This is a genomic window from Nakamurella flava, assembly GCF_005298075.1.
Lineage (GTDB): Bacteria > Actinomycetota > Actinomycetes > Mycobacteriales > Nakamurellaceae > Nakamurella > Nakamurella flava.
Genome location: NZ_SZZH01000003.1, coordinates 116,335 through 132,878 on the forward strand (window position 1 = coordinate 116,335; position 16,544 = coordinate 132,878).

The following is a 16,544-nucleotide window of genomic DNA, read 5'->3' on the forward strand; positions in this document are numbered from 1 at the left end:
TCGCCCTCGGCTGCGACCAGACCCGGCTTCAGTCGAGGTCGATCAGCACCTTCCCCACGATGCCATCCTCCACGGCCTGATGAGCCGCGGCCGCCTGGTCGAGCGGGAAGTGGTGCAGCGGCAGGCCCGCGGCCTCGCCGACCCGGATCGCGCCCTCGGCCAGCGCGACGCTCACCGCCGACACGGCCCGCGCCTTCGCCGCGGCCGGCGCGGTGTAGACGAGGACGAACTGCCAGCGGGCGTTCGGCGTCATCAACGGCCGCACCGGCACCGTCAGCGGAGTCCCGTCGTCGGCGTAGACGGCGACGGTGGCGTGCGGGGCGATGACCGCGACATCGAGATCGGCGTTGACGGCGGCCGCCACCTCGACCACCGTGTCGACACCCCGGGGAGCGAGCTTGCGGATCTCCGCGGCCGCGTCCTGATCCCGGTAGTTGATGACGTGATCGGCCCCGGCGGCCACGGCGAGCTGGGCCTTGGCCGGGCTGCTGACCGTGCTGATGACGGTGGCATCGCTCCACCGGGCCAGCTGGATCGCGGCGTTGCCGACAGCTCCGGCCCCGCCCGACACCAGTACCGTCCGCCCGGCCAGGGCGCCGGGCCCCAGTTCGTCGGGGCCGCCCTCGGTGACCGTGAGGCAGCGATGCGCGGTCAGGAACGGGATCCCCAGCGCGGCACCCGCATCGAAGGAGACGTCTTCGGGCAGGCCGACCGCCTGGGCCACCGGCACCCGGCACAGTTCCTGGGCGGTGCCGTCCTTGCGCTGCCAGGCGGCCTCCCAGATCCACACCCGATGACCGACCCGGGTCGGATTGACGCCCTCCCCGACCGCGACGATCTCGCCGGCCCCGTCCTGGCCCGGTACCTGGGGCGGGTCGATACGTCCCTGGTCGTCGGCCGGCCCGGACCGTCGTGATTTCCAGTCGGTGGGGTTCACCCCGGAGCGCCGGACCCGGACGAGCACCTCGCCGGGGCCGGGTTCCGGGTCGGGCCGATCGACGAGGGTCAGGACACCTGGGTCACCGGGGCGGGAGTACTCGACGGCGCGCATGTCCCGAAAGGTAACCGCCGCCCGGCGGTCTCACACCCGCAAGCCCGGCCGCGGCGGCCGCGCTGGCGATGCCCACCCAGCGAGCCAGCCGACGCGCCCGCCCGATGTCGTCGACCGTGGGCGCCGGACCGTCGCCCAGGGTCCCGCGGTCCTCGACGACCCCGTGGTAGACGTTGACGCCGCCGAGCTGGACGCCCAGCGCCCCGGCGAACGCCGCCTCGACCGGGCCGGCGTTCGGCGACGGGTGCCGGTGGGCGTCGCGGCGGACCGCCCGCAGCGCCCGCGTCGGCCGTCCCCGCACGACCGGCGCCGCGGCGGCGGTGAGCGCTGCGGCGAGCCGGGCGGGGACGACGTTGACGACGTCGTCGAGCCGGGCGGCGGCCCATCCGAACCGGGAGTAACGCGGGGAACGGTGGCCGATCATCGCGTCCAGGGTGTTGACGGCCCGGTAGCCGAGCAGGCCCGGCACGCCGGCGACGGCGCCCCATAACAGCGGGGCCACCACGGCGTCGGACGTGTTCTCGGCCACGGATTCCACGGTGGCCCGGGCGATCTGGGCAGCGTCGAGCTGACGGGGGTCCCGCCCGACCAGGTGCGTCACCCGCTCGCGGGCGGCAGGCAGGTCGTCCCGCTCGAGATGGGCGGCGACGGCGTCGGCCTCCCGGCTCAGGGAACGACCGCCCAGCACCGTCCAGGTGGCCAGGGCGACCACGGCGGTCCGGGCCACCGGGTGGTCCCGGACCGCCCTTTCCACCAGTCGGCCCGCGGCCGTGACCACCCCGACGAGAACGAGCACGTGCAGGGCGCCGGACGCGCGGTCGTCGCGGTAGGACAGCCGCTCGAGTGCCGCCGCGGCCTGACCGAAACCGGCGACCGGGTGGCCGCGCCGGGGATCACCGAAGCACAGGTCGGCGGCATGGCCGAGCAGCAGACCGGCAGCGACCGGCCTCACGGGCACGGGCACGTGCGGCTCCCTCGACATGGTGTGCGGCTGCCGGGTGCCGGTGGTCGTTCCGGCAGGATGCGGGCATGGCCCGCTCGTCGTCCCTCGCCCGCGCCACCCTGGTCACCGGAGGTGTCCGCTCCGGCAAGTCCCGCTACGCCGAGAGCCTGCTCGCGGCCGAGGCCGCCGTCACCTACGTGGCGCCCGGGCCGGTGCCGGACCCGGCCACCGACCCAGAGTGGGCGGATCGGATCGCCGGTCACCGGGAGCGCCGGCCGGCCCACTGGACGACCGTGGAGACCTCTGACGTCACCGCCGCGGTCGAGCAGGCGCCCGGCGCCGTACTGGTCGACTGCCTGGGGACCTGGGTGACCGCCGTCGTCGACGAACTGCGCGGCTGGGACGACCCGCGCGGCCCCTGGCGGGCCGACTTCGACGACCGGCTGCGGGCCCTCGTGGTGGCCTGGGTGACGGCCCCCGGGCCGGTGGTCGCCGTGACCAACGAGGTCGGTTGGGGCGTGGTCCCCGCCCATGCCTCGGGACGGCTGTTCCGCGACCTGCTGGGAACGGTCAACCAGCAGATCGCCACCGTCAGCGGGGATGTCGTGCTGGTGGTGGCGGGTCGCGTCCTGCGGCTGTGAACCGCGGCCGCACCGTCTGTCGATGGAGGTCACGTGATCGCCAAGCCGACCAGCAGCCCGGCGAAGGTGGTCTCCACCGCGGCCCCGAGCACGTCGCCGGTCACCCCGCCCAGGCGCGTCCGGCACCGCACCAACAGGGCCGCCAGGGCCAGCCCGGCCACCCCGGCGGCGAGTGGGCCGAGCCACCACGGACGACCGGTCAGCAGGGCCGCCCCGGTCAGGAGCGCACCGCCGAGGACGGGGGCGGCCACGGCCAGCGCCCGGGGTACCGTGCCGGCGACCGTGGCGCCGAGACCCGCCGGACGAGCGGACGGCAACCACGCCGAACACGCCGCCCACAGCGCGAGCCGCGATGAGAACACCGCGGCGGCCACCAGGAACCAGCCGCCGTCGACCGCGAGGACCCCGGCGGATGCGGTGATCTGGACGGCGAGGACGAGCACGGTCGCAGCCATCCCGGCCGGGCCGGTGTCGCCCTTGCGCATGATCGTCAGTGCCCGGTCGCGGTCGTAGGACGCGGCCAGACCGTCGGCCGTGTCGGCCAGACCGTCCAGGTGCAGACCGCGGGTGGCGAGCGCGAGGCCCCCGACCAGCAGGGCAGCGACCACCCCCGCGGGCAGCGCGGCGCTCAGCGCGCCGATCGCCGCGGCCAGCGCGGCCAACGGCAGCACCGCGAGCGGAGCGGCGATCATCGCCACCCGGGCCACCGGCCGGTCGACCCGACTCGGCGCCGGCACCCGCACGGCGGTCAGCGTGCCGACCGCGAGGAGCAGACCGTCAGTCAGCGAGCGGCGTTCGGTCACCGCGCCGGCGCCTCAGAGCACATCGGCCAGCAGGGCCATCTCGCCGAGGACCAGGGCCGCCGACCGCACCAGAGGCACGGCGGCCACCGCGCCGGTCCCCTCGCCCAGCCGCATGCCGAGATCGAGCAGAGGCGGCAGGCCCAGCGCGTCCAGGGCGGCCGACTGGGCCGGTTCCGTCGACCGGTGCCCCGCGGCGAACCAGGCGGCAGCGCCAGGAGCCAGTCGTTCGGCGACCAGTGCCTCGGCCACCGCGATGAGGCCGTCCAGCAGGACCGGCACCCCTCGGTGGGCCGCGGTGACGAGGAACCCGACAGCCGCGGCGATGTCGGCACTTCCGGCAGCGGCCAGCAGGTCCCGGGGGTCGGTGGTCCGCGTGGCCGCCCGGTCGAGGGCGGCGGCCACCACGGCGCGCTTACGGGACAGCCCGTCGTCGTCCACGCCGGTGCCCCGCCCGGTCACGGTGTTCGCGTCCAAGTGCAGGAGGGCGCCGATGAGGACGGCCGCCGGGGTGGTGTTGCCGATCCCGAGATCACCGACCACCAGGAGTTCGGCCCCGCCGTCCATCGCTTCCTTGGCGACCTGGGCGCCGACGGCGAGTGCCCGGTCGATCTCGTCGGCCGGGCAGGCGTCCTCCCGATCGATGGATCCGCTGCCGCGTCGGATCTTGTGGGCGGTGACGTCGGCGGGCAGGCCCGGAACGTCGGCGGCGACGGCGATGTCGAGGACTCGCAGCCGTACCTCGTGCTGCCGGGCGAGCACCGAGATGCCGGCTCCGCCGGTCTGGATCGTGCTCAGCATGGCCGGGGTCACCGCGCTGGGGTAGGCGGAGACGCCGGCGCTGGCGACACCGTGGTCACCGGCGAAGAGGACGGCCCGGACGTCGGCCGGGGGAGTGGGCGGGCACTGGCCCTGGCAGGCCGACCACCAGACGGCCAGGTCCCCCAGCCGACCCCACGCACCGGTCGGGATGGCCAGGGCGGCCAGGCGTTCGGTGGCCTGCTGCCGGGCGTCGGCCGACGGCGGGTCGATCGGCCCGGACACGAACGCGCCCGGTGGGTGGGCCACCGGGCGCGTCGGGTCTGGCGAGGGGCCGGCGGTCATGCCGCCGGAACGGGGGTCGCGGTACGGCCGGCGAGTGCGCGCCGGACGACCGGGGCGAGCAACGCGCCGAGGACGAGCGATACCGAGCCCCACAGAACGGCCTGGACGACCAGCGAGGCGGTGCGGAACTGCCAGAGCACGGTGGCCGGGAAGTCGTTCGGCACCTCGTTGTAGCCGGGCAGCAGCAGGGCGACGGCCCCGACGACGACGGCGAAGCCGGCGGCACCGATCAGACCGGCGGTGAACCCGCCGAATCGCGCGGCGAGCCGACGCGCAACGACGACGGCGGCGACCGCAGCGGCGATCGAGATGGCCAGCAGGGCGAAGTATTCGGCGGTGCGGCTGCCGATGGTGCCGGCCTGACCGACGGCCGGCGGGTTCGGCGGGTACTTGGCGAACGGCACCAGATACGCCGCGACGAAGCCGATCGCGCCGAGGGACAGGACGGTGGCCTGCACGCCGAGGCGACCGAGCCGGCCGAGGGCGACCGCGCTGACCAGGCCGAGGATCCCGCCGAGGGCGGCGCCGAAGACGACGGTCCCGGTGGCCAGGCCCCAGGTCGACTGGGTCGCCCGGGAGATGCCGGCCTCGTCGCCGTGGGAGTGGTCGTGCCCGTCCGTGTTCTCGGCCGGGGCGGCGGCGTGGTGGTCGGTGGTGCTCGCGCCGCCCTCCTCGAGGGCGATGGCGGCGTCGACCGGACCCTCACCCACGACGTAGGCGACCCCGAAGGTCAGCACACCGGCGATGAGCCCCGCGAGCAGGCCGCGGAGCAGGAAGGTTGCGGTATTCATCTGTGTGTCGGCCCCGGCCAGGTCAGTGGCAGGGGAAACCGAGCAGGTGGCGGGCGTCGTGGACCCACTCGTGCACGTCGGTGCCCGAGAAGACGGCCACGGCACCTTGTTCCGACGAGACGAAGTACACGGCGATGAGCAGCACCAGGCCGGCGAACAGCAGCCAGGGCAGGGCCTGGCGCAGCGGCACGGTGGGCAGGCTGACGGTGGGAACGGCAGGCGTGCCGTAGGCAGCGGTCGACATCAGGAACCTCCTCGGGGGATGGTGCGCCCCCAACAGTGGAGCTCTACCGCGAATCGGGGTCTGACTCGTCCGTGCGGGATCTCCCGAACGAACACACAGTGGCGCGACCGCGCCGGTATCTCACCGGCTTCCCGATGTCGCTGTTGGACCGACGGAACGTAGCCTGCCGTGATCACGCCGGTCAACGCGGCCGGCCGGGTGGCGAGCGCGTGCGGGGGTCACGGATGGCGACGACGGTGACGCTGGTCGCGGCGGGGGCGACGGCATCCACCCGCCAGTCCGCTCTGCCCCGGCCCGACGAGCCACTCCTCGCGGCGCCCGCGGCCCTCCCGACCCGGCTGGCGGCCGCCTGGTGCGGGCCCGAACTGCGCTGCGTCCAGACGGCGGCGGCGCTGGGCTGGTCGGCCGTTCCGGCGGAGCCGTTGCGCGACATCGACGCCGGCCGGTGGATCGGCCGGACATCGGCCGACCTCCTGGAGTCCGAGCCCGAGGCGTTCGTGACCTGGCTGCGTGATCCGGTCTTCCGGGCCCCGGGCGGTGAGTCGTTCGCCCATCTCGTCCTGCGGGCCGGCGGCTGGGCCGGCGACGCGGGTGGGGCGGGTTGGCCCCACGGCCGGGTGGCGCTGGTGGTCGCGCCGATGGTGGTGCGGTCGATGATCCTGGCCCTCGTCGGCTGGCCGGCCGTCGACGGGCACGGCATCGACGTGGCACCGCTGGACGTCTTCCAGGTCCGCGGGACGCCGGGGCGGTGGCGGCTGCGGGCCGGTCGCAGCCTGTCGGACGGCGGCACCGCGGATGAGTGAGGCGGACCCGCCCTCGGATTCCCCCGGAACTTCTGGTGGCACCGCTGTCGAGATCGATGCGTCGCTGCGCCGACAGATCGCGCGATGGGCCACCGGTCGCCGGTGGGGTGCCGCAGTTCTGGCGGTCATGGCGATCTTCCTGCCGCTGGTCGTCGCGCTGGCCGCTCCTCGCGTGTACGAGCAGCCCCTGGGGATGACCACCGCGGCCTCGGCCACGGTGACGAGTGTGCGTCTCCACGACGATCAGCCCCGACGCCACCGCAACACCGCCTGGGAAGTGGGTTTGCGATGGATCGACCCGGCGGGTGAGACGAAGACCAGGGTCGAACGCCTCGTGCGCAGAGACGACCCCCCGGCGGTGGGGGAGGTTCTGCCGATCGCCATCACGAGGGAGGGACAGGTGTCCTTCGAGACCGACCAGGGGTCGTGGGTCCTGCTGTTGACCGTCATCGCGATGGTCGTTCTCTTCGTCGCCGGCGCGGTGGCGTTCTGGATGTCGGCGGCGAGGTCTCTGATGCGGCGCGGGAAGTTGGACCCTCCGCGCGCCGTCCCCGTCGTGACGACGGGGCGATCAGAGCTCACGACCAAGTGGAAGCTGCAGTTCGGGCCCCGGCAGTACTCCTTGGGCTACCGTCCAGAGCAGTCGGGCGCGCCAGGTGGATCGTTCGCCGTGGACGGTCGCGACGACGGTCGCTTACCGGAGGTCGGTGACCGTCTTCAGGTCTGGACGTCCCGACCGAACGGTCGTGGCCCCTTCCTGGTCCGCCGTCCCGCCGACGACACCTGGTGGCTGGGCGGAGGTCCCGACCCCGTTCCGGCGTTCGGCCCGCCGTCCCGCGGTTGACGTGATACGACCGGCCCACCCGGACGATCAGTTCTCTTCGAGGTCGAAGGGCCGCATGTCGTCGGGCAGGTGGACGTGCAGGTGGGGCGGGACGGCCAGCAGGATCTCGCGGACCAGGTGCTCACCGTCCCGCCAGTCCCGCGCTCGTACACCGATCAGCGTCCCGGACGAGGCGTAGAGCACCAGCACCGCGTCCTGGGGGGCCAGCCGATCGATCCCCAGGGCGACGACCTCGTCGAAACGAACGGTGCGCCAGTCGCCGTCCTCGGCCGGCCCCCAGCGCAGGGACACTGCGTCGGGTCCACTGATCATCGCTGACCCGTCGATGACGAATGACCCGCGTCGGGCCGGCGTCCATCGGCGACCGTCCACCGGCGGAGTGGGATCGCTGATGAACGCGGTGAAGTCGGGAAGGTCGTCGGCGACCGCGACGATCAGACTGGAAAGTGCGGTCCGCCAGGCGGCATCGACCTCTGACCGCGCAACGCCCTGGGGCGACTGTGGATCGACGATCGGGGTGGCGGCCGGTCCGCCCAGGTGCTGCAGGGCGTGATCGAACGCCAGATGCGCCGGCCAGTCAGGATCCTCGGCCCGTTCGGACAGCCGGTCCTTCGCTGCGGCGATCTCCTCGTCGGTGAATCCGGACGACTGCAGGACGGCCAGGTCGACGCCGAGCGCAGAGGCGATGCGATCGCTGCAGTCCGGCGCCGCGTCGGCGGCGATCGAGACGATGACCTCCGACCCGGCCAGACCGATGACGATCGCGGCGATGTCGTAGACCAGCCCGCCGTCGTGTCGCAGCAGTCGGGTCCACCGCACCTGGAGGGCCTCGACGAGGACCTCGACCTCGAGACTGCGCCGCGCCCGGAAACTGACCTGGAAACCCGGCGGGCCCGCTATCCACGCGGGGGTGTCGAGCGCCCGTGGGTTCGCTGTGGGCCTGGGGGGACGGCTGCCGTCGGGCAGCGGCAGGGACAGCCCCGCCGGGGGCGGCCCGTCGAGGACGAGCGCGGCGTTGCCGCGGACGAACCAGCGACGGCACCATTCGGTCAGCTCGGATGCTTCTGCTCGGGACAGGCCCAGGGTCGATTCCCCGGCCAGTCCGATACCGCTGCGGCCGAACCACGCTGCGGCCGGCAGCGTCACGGCCAGCCCCATCCCCGCCCCCTGTGCCGCCTCGGCTCGCAGGACGGCCCGCTCCGCTTCGACGGTGGTGGCGTCGAGACCACCGCTGGCGGCAGCCCCGATCGTCTCGCACACCTGACGAAGGTGACCGACCACGGTCTCCGGGCGGCTCTGGACGTCGAACGTGGTGACGCCCAGCCCCACTCCGGCGTTGTTCTCGTAGGTGGCGTCGGCGAAGCGCCGCATCACGACATGTACGAGGAGGTGGGTGATCTGCCCGTCGAGGAACGGTTCGTCCGCCTGGCCGACGCGGAAGACGAGTTGCGCGGACAGGCGCGCCGACGCGGGCCGGTCAACCCAGAAGACCGGCACGCCGTCGATCTCGCTGTGACGCACCCCGTCCGGAAGTCCCAGTGGGGCGGTGCTCGCCGTCCCGTCATCGGGGGCTGCGGCTTCGACCCGCGCGCGACGTCGGTTGTCGGCCAGCAGTGGATCGACGATCGTCGGGATGTCTTCGGCCGGGATGAGGCCCGTCCATTCGACATCGCCGTCGGGTGTCCGCAGGAGCAGACCGGCGTCGTCGTCGAGGCTGATGGTGGTGACGTCGTCCCGCAGGAACCAGGCCGATGCGTCGGTGAGCCTGTCGGGAACGCGGCCGACGCGGCGGTCGGTCAGCACCACCGACCCAGTCCTCATGGCGCCGAAGCGCGCAGCGGCCTCGACACTCTCGCCGTCGAGCAACTCATGGGTGAGTCGGTGGACCGTGGCGTCGTTGAAGAAGCCGGGGAACACCGATAGTCGTTCCTGCAGCGTGGCGGCAAGTCGGTCGGATGCCAGGGTGCGGTCGGTAGTGACCGCGTCGTCCGATCCAGGGCTGGGCTGAGCACGGGTGTGCAGCTCGGCGAACTGGTCAGCGGCGGCAACAGGGAGCAGGGTCCTGACGGTGAGCTGCTCGTTACCGAGATCGATGACCAGATCGCCGTCGAGCAGGCCCAGCCGTTCGATGTCGGTCCAAGCGAGCACGCGTGACCACGAGGACTTCCAGCGGTGCGCTTCGGCGATGATCAGGCGGGCGTCGGTGGCGACGAACAGCTGACCGGTGACCAGGGATCGCTCCCGGATGCGCCCCATCGCGACCGACCGGATCTGTTCGTCCTCCGCCAGCATGCCCACCGCGAGGTCCCGGTCCCGCCGGGGGATGACCCGGGCGGCCGGTCCCAGCCGTTCGGAGAGCAGCGCGTCCAGCCGCTCCGAGTGTGCTTCGTTCCCCGCCATGATCAGCTCCCCGCCCTCCCGATCGGCGGCATACCGATCGACTCCCCAGCTGTGACCTTACGGGGACGGCAGGCGGACCATCCGGATCTCCAGCTAAGGTGAGCCTTCCCTACTACCGTCAGGAGCCCCTCGGCATGGCCTCGCGTCCCCCTTTGTACCGACTGTCCGGGACGGCGGTCGCCATCGGATTCACCGCGCTGCTCGTCGGTTGTTCGTCGGCTCCGGTGTCGTCGCCGGCCACGCCGGCCACGCCGGCCACGTCGGCCACGTCGGCCGCGTCGGCCGCCTCGACGTCCGCTGCGGCGTCATCGTCGACGGCTGCCGCTCCGTCGACGGCGGCCGTCTCGTCCATGGCTGACGCACAGACCTCCTTCGCCGCTCCCCGAACCGTCCCCAGTGGGATGGGATCCGGTCAGGCCGACGGCGTGTTCCCCCGCACCGTCACGCATTTCGGGGGCGCCACGACCATTCCGGCCGCACCGCAGCGGGTCGTGGTCATCAGCACCGGGCAGCTCGACGGGCTGCTCACGCTGGGGGTCGTGCCGGTGGGCAGTACCCGCGGCACCGGCGCCGGACTCGTCCCCGCCTATCTGACGGCGGCGTTCCCGGACCGCGCCGATCAGCTCGGCCAGCTGGCCGACCTGGGCACCCGGCAGGAACCCAACCTGGAGGCTGTCGCGGCGGTCAAGCCGGACCTCATCCTGGTCAACAAGGCCGGCGCCGCCGACTACGCCGACCAGCTGGCCGCCATCGCGCCGACGGTGCTCACCGAGGGCACCGGGGTCAACTGGAAGCAGGACTTCCTGTTACTGGCCGATGCTCTCGGCCGCACGCAGCAGGCGCAGGGCATCCTGGACGCCTTCCACGCCACCGCGGCGGCCCACGCCGCGGGTCAGGTGCCGTCGGTGTCGCTGGTCCGCACCACGTCCGACCGGACCCGCATCTTCGGGGTGGCCTCGTTCCCCGGCAGCATCGCGCAGGACGCCGGCTTCCCCCGCCCGGACAGCCAGCAGTTCGAGAAGACCTCGGAGGACATCAGCGCCGAGCAGCTCGACCGGGCCGACGCCGACTGGATCTTCTACGGGGTGCAGTCCGGCTCCGAGGACCAGAGCGTCGTGGAGAACCCGACGTGGAAGACGCTGACCGCGGTCGCCGCCGACCATGTCGTCCCGGTCGACGACGACATGTGGTACCTCAACGCCGGTCCCACCGCGGCCGCCACCGTGCTGCGGGAGATGATCAGCGCCACGTCCTGAGGACGTCCTGCAGCGCGACCAGCAACGCCGCGGTGACGTCCGGTGGCCGCACCGCCAGGCGGATCCACCCCGGCCCGAGGCCGGGAAACGTGTCCCCCCGCCGGACGGCGAAACCGCGCTCCCGCAGCGCGAGCCGGAGGGCGCCCGGGGCGCCGTCCGGGGGGACGGCGGTCGCGGTGTCGACAAGGACGAACGGGGCGACCGACCCCGGTACCGGGGCCAGGCCCAGGTCGGTGAGGCCCTCGATGAGTGGTCGCCGCCATTGGACGAAGGTCTCCGCGGCCGTGGCCGCCTCTTCGTCGGCCCGCTCCGAACAGCAGGCCACGGTCGCCGCGACGGCCAGCGACGACATCGACCACGGCGGTTGCTGCGCCGCCAGTTCGGCGATCACGTGCGTCTCGCCCACGGCGTACCCGGCCCGCAGACCGGCCAGACCCCACGTCTTGGTCATCGACCGGAGGATCAACAGTCCGGGAATCCCCTCGCCGACGAGGCTCTCGCGCAGCTGCTGCTCGGCCGGGACCGCGTCCATGAAGGCCTCGTCGACGACCACGAGCCGTCCTGGGCGGAGCAGCGCGCGGATCGTCGCGGCCGGGTGCAGTCGGCCGGTCGGGTTCGTCGGATTGCCGAGCATCACCAGGTCGGCGTCCGCCGGGACCTGCGCAGGATCCAGAGCGAAGTCGTCCTCGGCCCGCAACAGCAGACGGTCGACGGAATGGCCGGCGGCGCGCAGGGCCGCCTCCGGCTCGGTGAACTGCGGATGGACGACGACGGCACGCCGCGGCCGCACGGCCCGGGCCAGCAGGGTGAACGCCTCGGCGCCCCCCGCGGTGGGCAGTACCTCGGCCTCGTCGCGGGCGTGCCGCGCGGCCAGCGCCGCGCGGGCGGGAGTGGCGTCCGGGTAACGGGCCAGATCGTCCACCGCGCGGCGGATCTCGTCAGCCAACCAGTCCGGCGGGCGGGGGAGGCGCACGTTGACCGCGAGATCGACCAACCCATCGGCGATGTCGCGGTCGCCGTGATGGTGCAGGTCGGGTTCGGATTCGGACGACGCCACGACCGCCTCGGCCACCGGGGCGGCGCTGTCGGCGACCGGGGTGAGAAGTGCGCCCTCCGCCGGCTGCCAGCCGGCGACCGCCCGGGCGAAACCGGCGGCCACTTCGGGATGGCCGGCCCAGTGCACGTGCAGATACGACGCGTGCACCGTGGGGCGGCCAGTGCCGGACGGATCGAGCACGAAACCCTCCGGCCTTCCCCCGACCAGCCAGGCCGGCGGATCCGACCAGCCCGGATCGGTCGCCGTCCGGTGGAACTCGTGGCCGGTCACCCGGGTGCCCGCCGGCCCGTAGACCGAGTCCACCGGCGCGACCGCGCTCCGGTAGCCCAGGGTCAGCCGCGGGGTCATGGCCGCGTCGGCGGCGACCACACCGAGCCCGGGCAACCCGTCGAGGGTGCGCGAGAGGTACAGCAGACCAGCGCATTCCGCGACCGTGGGCAGGCCCGCCGCGAGGTGGGCGCGGATGTCCCGGCGCAGGTCGTCGTTGGCCGCCAGCTCGCCCGCGTGCACCTCGGGAAACCCGCCGCCGAGATACAGCCCGGCCGTGCCCTCCGGCAACCGGTGGTCGGCCAGCGGGTCGAAGACCACCGGATCCAGTCCGGCCGCCCGGAGCAGCTCGTCGGTCTCCGCGTAGCGGAAGGTGAACGCCCGTCCCCCCGCTACCGCGACCACCCGGCGCTGCGGGCTGCGGTAACCGATCTCCGCCGCCGCGTCCCAGGCTCCGTCCAGCAATGGCGGCGCGGTGCGGGCCAGTGCGAGCACTCCGTCCAGGTCGACCGTGGCCGCGATGTGGTCGGCCAGTCGGTCCAGCGCCGCGACGGCCTCGGGCCGCTCGGCCACCGGGACCAGACCCAGATGCCGTGACGGGGCGGCGATGTCGGGGTCCCGGGGCAGACTCCCCAGGACCGGCAGGCCGGTGTCCTCCAGGGCGTCGGTGATCTCCCGCCCGTGGCGCTCCGAGCCCACCCGGTTGAGGATCACCCCGCCGATCCGCACCGACCGGTCGAACGAGGCGAGACCGTGCACGACGGCCGCATGGGTGCGGGCCGCGCCCGAGGCGTCGACGACCAGCAGGACCGGGGCCGCGACCACCGCCGCGACGTGGGCGGTGGAGGCGAAACCCTGCTGGCCCAGAGCCCCGTCGTAGAGGCCCATCACGCCCTCGATGACGGCGACGTCCGCCGGACGCGGGACCAGGGCGCCGTGCGCGAGTAGCCCGGGGAGCCGGTCCACCCCGACCAGGTGCGCGTCGAGGTTGCGCCCCGGACGACCCGTCGCCAGCGCGTGGTAGCCGGGGTCGATGTAGTCGGGACCGACCTTGTGGCCGCTGACCTCCAGGCCCCGGCGGCGCAGGGCGGCCATCAGACCGGTGGCCACCGTGGTCTTCCCGGAGCCCGAGGACGGGGCCGCGATCACCACCCGGGGGAGGGTCAGCATCGCGCGCCCCCTTCGGTCGCGCTCGCCGCGTTCGTGACGGTCACCCCGCGGCTACCATTCGATGCCCCGCTGGCCCTTCTGGCCGGCGTCCATCGGGTGCTTGACCTTGGTCATCTCGGTCACAAGGTCGGCCACCGCCAGCAGATCCGGATGGGCGCGCCGACCGGTCACCACCACGTGCTGATCGCCGGGGCGGTCGCGCAAGGTGGCCACCACGTCGTCGATGTCGACCCATCCCCAATTGATCGGATAGGTGAACTCGTCGAGCACATAGAGCCGGTGGCGCTGCTCGTTCAGCCGCCGCTTGATCTCCGCCCAGCCTTCGGCGGCCTGCGCGGCGTGGTCCTCCTCGGAACCGGTCCGACGCGACCACGACCACCCCGAGCCCATCTTGTGCCACTCGATGGGTCCGCCGGTGCCGTCCTGCGTGTGCAGGCCGTCGAGGGCCTCCAGGGCGGTCTGCTCGCCGATCCGCCACTTGGCCGACTTGACGAACTGGAACACCCCGACGGACCAGCCCTGGTTCCAGCCCCGCAGCGCGAGACCGAAGGCGGCAGTGGACTTTCCCTTTCCGTCACCGGTATGCACCATCAGCAGCGGTCGGTTGCGACGCTGGCGGGTGGTGAGCCCGTCGGACGGGACGGCGGTCGGCTGTGCCTGCGGCATCAGGCCACCTGCGCCCGGACCGCGGTGGTCAGCGCCTCGGCGGCCACCTCGTCGAGCGGGACATGTTGTGCGTCCAGGAGTCCGGCCAACCGCGCCGCGAGACCCAGCCGGAACCGTCCGGTCTCGCAGTCGATGACGAGGGCGGTGACGCCCGTCCCGGCCAGACCGGTCGCCGCGCGCTGTGAGCGGGCCACCGCGTCCGGGCCGGACGTGGCCCGGCCGTCGGACACCAGCACCAGGAGCGGGCGGCGCCGGGAATCCCGGATCGCCTCCCGTCGCAGGGTGTCGGCGGCCAGCACCAGACCCTCGGCCAACGGGGTGCGGCCGCCGGTCGGCAGGTCGGCCAGCCGCCGCGCGGCCACGTCCACCGATGTCGTCGCCGGCAGGGCCAGATCAGCGTCCGCGCCGCGGAAGGTGATGAGGCCGACCTTGTCCCGGCGCTGGTAGGCGTCCAGCAGCAGCGACAGCACCGCCGTCTTCACCTGTTCCATGCGCCGGCGTGCGGCCATCGACCCGGAGGCGTCGACGCAGAACAGGATCAGATTGGACTCGCGCCCCTCCCGGGCCGCGCGGCGGACGTCCGCGGAGCGGACCAGCAGTCCCGCGCCCTGCCGACCCCGGAACCGCTGATGGGGAGCAGCGGCCCGGATGGTCGCCGTCAGGTGCAGCGGACCGGTGGGTTCGGGGGAGACCCCGACCGTCCGGCCCAGCGAGGTCAGGGCCCGGGACCGGCGACCGGCCGCGCCGGCGCCCAACCCGGCGACGGTGAAGAGCTTTGGCCGGTAGGGCGTTCCGGCCGCCACCGGCGCCGCGGTGGCCGCCGGGTCCGCACCGGCCGGAGCAGAAGCCGTTGCCGCAGCGGTGGTCTCGGCGGTGTGGTCGACCGGCGCATCGCCGGATGAGTCGACCTGATCGGATGGGCCCTCGCCGGCCCCGGGGTGCTGTGACGGCCGGGACCCGGAGTCCGGCTGGTCGTCGGCGGACGACTGCGAGGACGCGTCCGGCTGATCGCCGGCACCGTCCGGCCCGCCGCCATCGCTGGGGTCCGGATCCGGCTCGGGTTCGGGGCCGCAGTCGTCCAGCAGCCGGTCGAGCAGGTCCTCGTCGAGCCCGGGGGCGTCGAACGGGTTGCGCCGGCGGCGATGGGGCAGAGCCAGGCGGGCGGCCGCGCGGATGTCCTCCCGGCCGACGCCGGTGCGCCCGGCCCAGGCGGCGTGCGCGACGGCGGCCCGGGCGGTGACGATGTCCGCCCGCAGGCCGTCCACCTCGAAGCCGGCGCAGACCGTGGCGATGGTGGTCAGCGCCCAGTCGTCCAGGACGACCGCGGGTAGTCGTTCCCGCGCGGCGAGAATGCCGGCGGCCAGATCGGTCTCGGCGTCGGCGAACCGGCCGCTGAACCCCGCGGGGTCGGCGTCGAAGGCCAGGCGCCGCCGGACCACCTCGGCGCGCTGCACCGGCTCCCGGGGGGCCCGGATCTCCACCGTCAGACCGAACCGGTCCAGCAGCTGCGGACGGAGTTCGCCCTCCTCCGGGTTCATGGTCCCGACCAGGACGAACGATGCGGCGTGGGCGATCGAGACGCCTTCGCGTTCCACGGTGCTGCGGCCCATCGCGGCCGCGTCGAGCAGCAGGTCGACCAGGTGGTCGTGCAGCAGGTTGACCTCGTCGACGTACAGCAACCCACGGTGGGCGGCGGCCAGCAGGCCGGGCTCGTACTCAGTGACGCCGGCGGTCAGCGCCTTCTCCAGGTGCAGTGACCCGATGACCCGATCCTCGGTCGCCCCGACCGGCAGCTCGACCAGCCGCGCGGACCGGACCGTGCTGGCGTCCGGGCCGTCCGCGTGACGCGCGCGGTCGGGGCAGTGCGGGTCCGGGGCGGACGGATCGCAGGAGAACCGGCATCCGCGGACGACCGCGACGCCCGGGAGCAGGGCCGCCAGGGCCCGCACGGTGGTGGACTTGGCCGTGCCCTTCTCGCCGCGGACCAGCACCCCGCCGACCGCCGGCGACACCGCGCACAGCAGCAGGGCCAGGCGCATGTCGTCCGCGCCGACCACGGCGCTGAACGGGTAACCGGGGGCCTGACCGGCCCGCTCGTCGACGGTGGTCGTCGCGGCGGCGGGGGCGGGCGGAGTCGGCACGGGTGGGATCCCTCGCTCACTGCGGGTGTCCACGCCCGCATCGTCGGCAGTGCCGTGACACCCGGGGTGTCACGGGACGATCGCCGATGGCCTGGCTGCCGTCGTCCCGGCCCGGGACGACGGATCACAGTGGCGGGACCGCTCCGGATTCTCACCGGGATTCCTCCGCGACCGTCGGGGCCGATGATGGCACACCGCCGGTGACGGCCGGCACCTCGTCGTTCGCCCGGCAACGTCCCGCCCGCCGCCCTCGTCCCGCATGCCCGTCCTCACGGACCGCAGTGGCCGTGTGGCGGGCCGGTGACGGCGGCTCCCCATCGAGTGGGCTCGGCCACGACGCCCGTGTGGCGTGGAACCCGCTGTCGG

15 protein-coding genes are annotated in these 16,544 nt (G+C 73.8%); 4 read left to right on the forward strand and 11 right to left on the reverse strand.

All coding sequences use genetic code 11. The features are described from left to right. Positions 1-28 precede the first annotated feature (28 nt). Both FDO65_RS12305 and FDO65_RS12310 read right to left on the reverse strand, forming a co-directional pair. Positions 29-1,051 carry an NADPH:quinone reductase gene (locus tag FDO65_RS12305; RefSeq protein WP_137450015.1) on the reverse strand — a complete coding sequence of 341 codons (1,023 nt, stop codon included), beginning with the start codon at positions 1,049-1,051 and terminating at the stop codon, positions 29-31. Beyond that, a complete protein-coding gene (locus FDO65_RS12310) occupies positions 1,020-2,033 on the reverse strand; it encodes a cobalamin biosynthesis protein (RefSeq protein ID WP_137450016.1) in 1,014 nt (337 codons plus the stop codon). Before FDO65_RS12310 ends, FDO65_RS12305 begins: the two co-directional genes overlap by 32 nt. A 47-nt stretch (positions 2,034-2,080) precedes the next feature. Between FDO65_RS12310 and cobU the strand changes: the two genes are divergently transcribed. Further along, positions 2,081-2,635, forward strand: coding sequence for a bifunctional adenosylcobinamide kinase/adenosylcobinamide-phosphate guanylyltransferase (gene cobU, locus FDO65_RS12315; RefSeq protein ID WP_137450017.1), 555 nt, complete (start codon positions 2,081-2,083; stop codon positions 2,633-2,635). 29 nt (positions 2,636-2,664) lie between these two features. Here cobU and FDO65_RS12320 read toward each other — a convergent pair whose 3' ends face one another. The 4 genes from FDO65_RS12320 to FDO65_RS12335 are packed head-to-tail and all read right to left on the reverse strand — an operon-like array spanning position 2,665 to position 5,574. Then, entirely contained in the window at positions 2,665-3,438 is a 774-nt protein-coding gene (locus FDO65_RS12320; RefSeq protein WP_240757579.1) for an adenosylcobinamide-GDP ribazoletransferase, read from the reverse strand. Positions 3,439-3,450: 12 nt separating this feature from the next. Beyond that, positions 3,451-4,503, reverse strand: coding sequence for a nicotinate-nucleotide--dimethylbenzimidazole phosphoribosyltransferase (gene cobT / locus FDO65_RS12325; protein WP_240757580.1), 1,053 nt, complete (start codon positions 4,501-4,503; stop codon positions 3,451-3,453). 32 nt (positions 4,504-4,535) lie between these two features. Next, complete coding sequence (locus FDO65_RS12330) at positions 4,536-5,330, reverse strand: CbtA family protein (RefSeq protein ID WP_137450019.1); 795 nt, start codon at positions 5,328-5,330, stop codon at positions 4,536-4,538. A gap of 22 nt (positions 5,331-5,352) precedes the next feature. Beyond that, complete coding sequence (locus FDO65_RS12335) at positions 5,353-5,574, reverse strand: CbtB domain-containing protein (RefSeq protein WP_137450020.1); 222 nt, start codon at positions 5,572-5,574, stop codon at positions 5,353-5,355. A 224-nt stretch (positions 5,575-5,798) separates the two neighbouring features. Between FDO65_RS12335 and FDO65_RS12340 the strand changes: the two genes are divergently transcribed. Further along, positions 5,799-6,377 (forward strand): histidine phosphatase family protein, encoded by a 579-nt coding sequence (locus FDO65_RS12340; RefSeq protein ID WP_166442165.1) that lies wholly within the window; start codon positions 5,799-5,801, stop codon positions 6,375-6,377. Further along, positions 6,370-7,221: a hypothetical protein gene (locus FDO65_RS12345; protein ID WP_137450022.1), complete on the forward strand. Its 852-nt coding sequence runs from the start codon at positions 6,370-6,372 to the stop codon at positions 7,219-7,221. The genes FDO65_RS12340 and FDO65_RS12345 overlap by 8 nt, the downstream gene beginning before the upstream one ends. A gap of 27 nt (positions 7,222-7,248) precedes the next feature. Here the strand turns inward: FDO65_RS12345 and FDO65_RS12350 are convergent, their stop codons facing one another. Further along, positions 7,249-9,621: a peptidase M16 family protein gene (locus FDO65_RS12350; protein WP_137450023.1), complete on the reverse strand. Its 2,373-nt coding sequence runs from the start codon at positions 9,619-9,621 to the stop codon at positions 7,249-7,251. A gap of 118 nt (positions 9,622-9,739) precedes the next feature. Further along, complete coding sequence (locus FDO65_RS22530; RefSeq protein ID WP_205850004.1) at positions 9,740-9,973, reverse strand: hypothetical protein; 234 nt, start codon at positions 9,971-9,973, stop codon at positions 9,740-9,742. Between FDO65_RS22530 and FDO65_RS12355 the strand changes: the two genes are divergently transcribed. Continuing rightward, the gene (locus FDO65_RS12355; RefSeq protein ID WP_205850005.1) at positions 9,972-10,877 is read left to right on the forward strand and encodes an ABC transporter substrate-binding protein; all 906 of its coding nucleotides are present in this window, start codon (positions 9,972-9,974) and stop codon (positions 10,875-10,877) included. The genes FDO65_RS22530 and FDO65_RS12355 overlap by 2 nt on opposite strands. Here the strand turns inward: FDO65_RS12355 and FDO65_RS12360 are convergent. From FDO65_RS12360 to FDO65_RS12370, 3 genes are read right to left on the reverse strand one after another with little or no spacing between them, the layout of a single operon-like run. Then, complete coding sequence (locus tag FDO65_RS12360; RefSeq protein WP_205850006.1) at positions 10,861-13,371, reverse strand: bifunctional hydrogenobyrinic acid a,c-diamide synthase/histidinol phosphate aminotransferase CobBC; 2,511 nt, start codon at positions 13,369-13,371, stop codon at positions 10,861-10,863. The two genes, FDO65_RS12355 and FDO65_RS12360, sit on opposite strands and share 17 nt — an antisense overlap. Before the next feature lie 51 nt (positions 13,372-13,422). Next, the gene (gene cobO, locus FDO65_RS12365) at positions 13,423-14,037 is read right to left on the reverse strand and encodes a cob(I)yrinic acid a,c-diamide adenosyltransferase (protein ID WP_137450025.1); all 615 of its coding nucleotides are present in this window, start codon (positions 14,035-14,037) and stop codon (positions 13,423-13,425) included. Further along, on the reverse strand, positions 14,037-16,076 hold the full coding sequence (locus FDO65_RS12370) for a VWA domain-containing protein (protein WP_137450629.1): 2,040 nt from the start codon (positions 16,074-16,076) through the stop codon (positions 14,037-14,039). The genes cobO and FDO65_RS12370 overlap by 1 nt, the downstream gene beginning before the upstream one ends. Positions 16,077-16,544 lie beyond the last annotated feature (468 nt).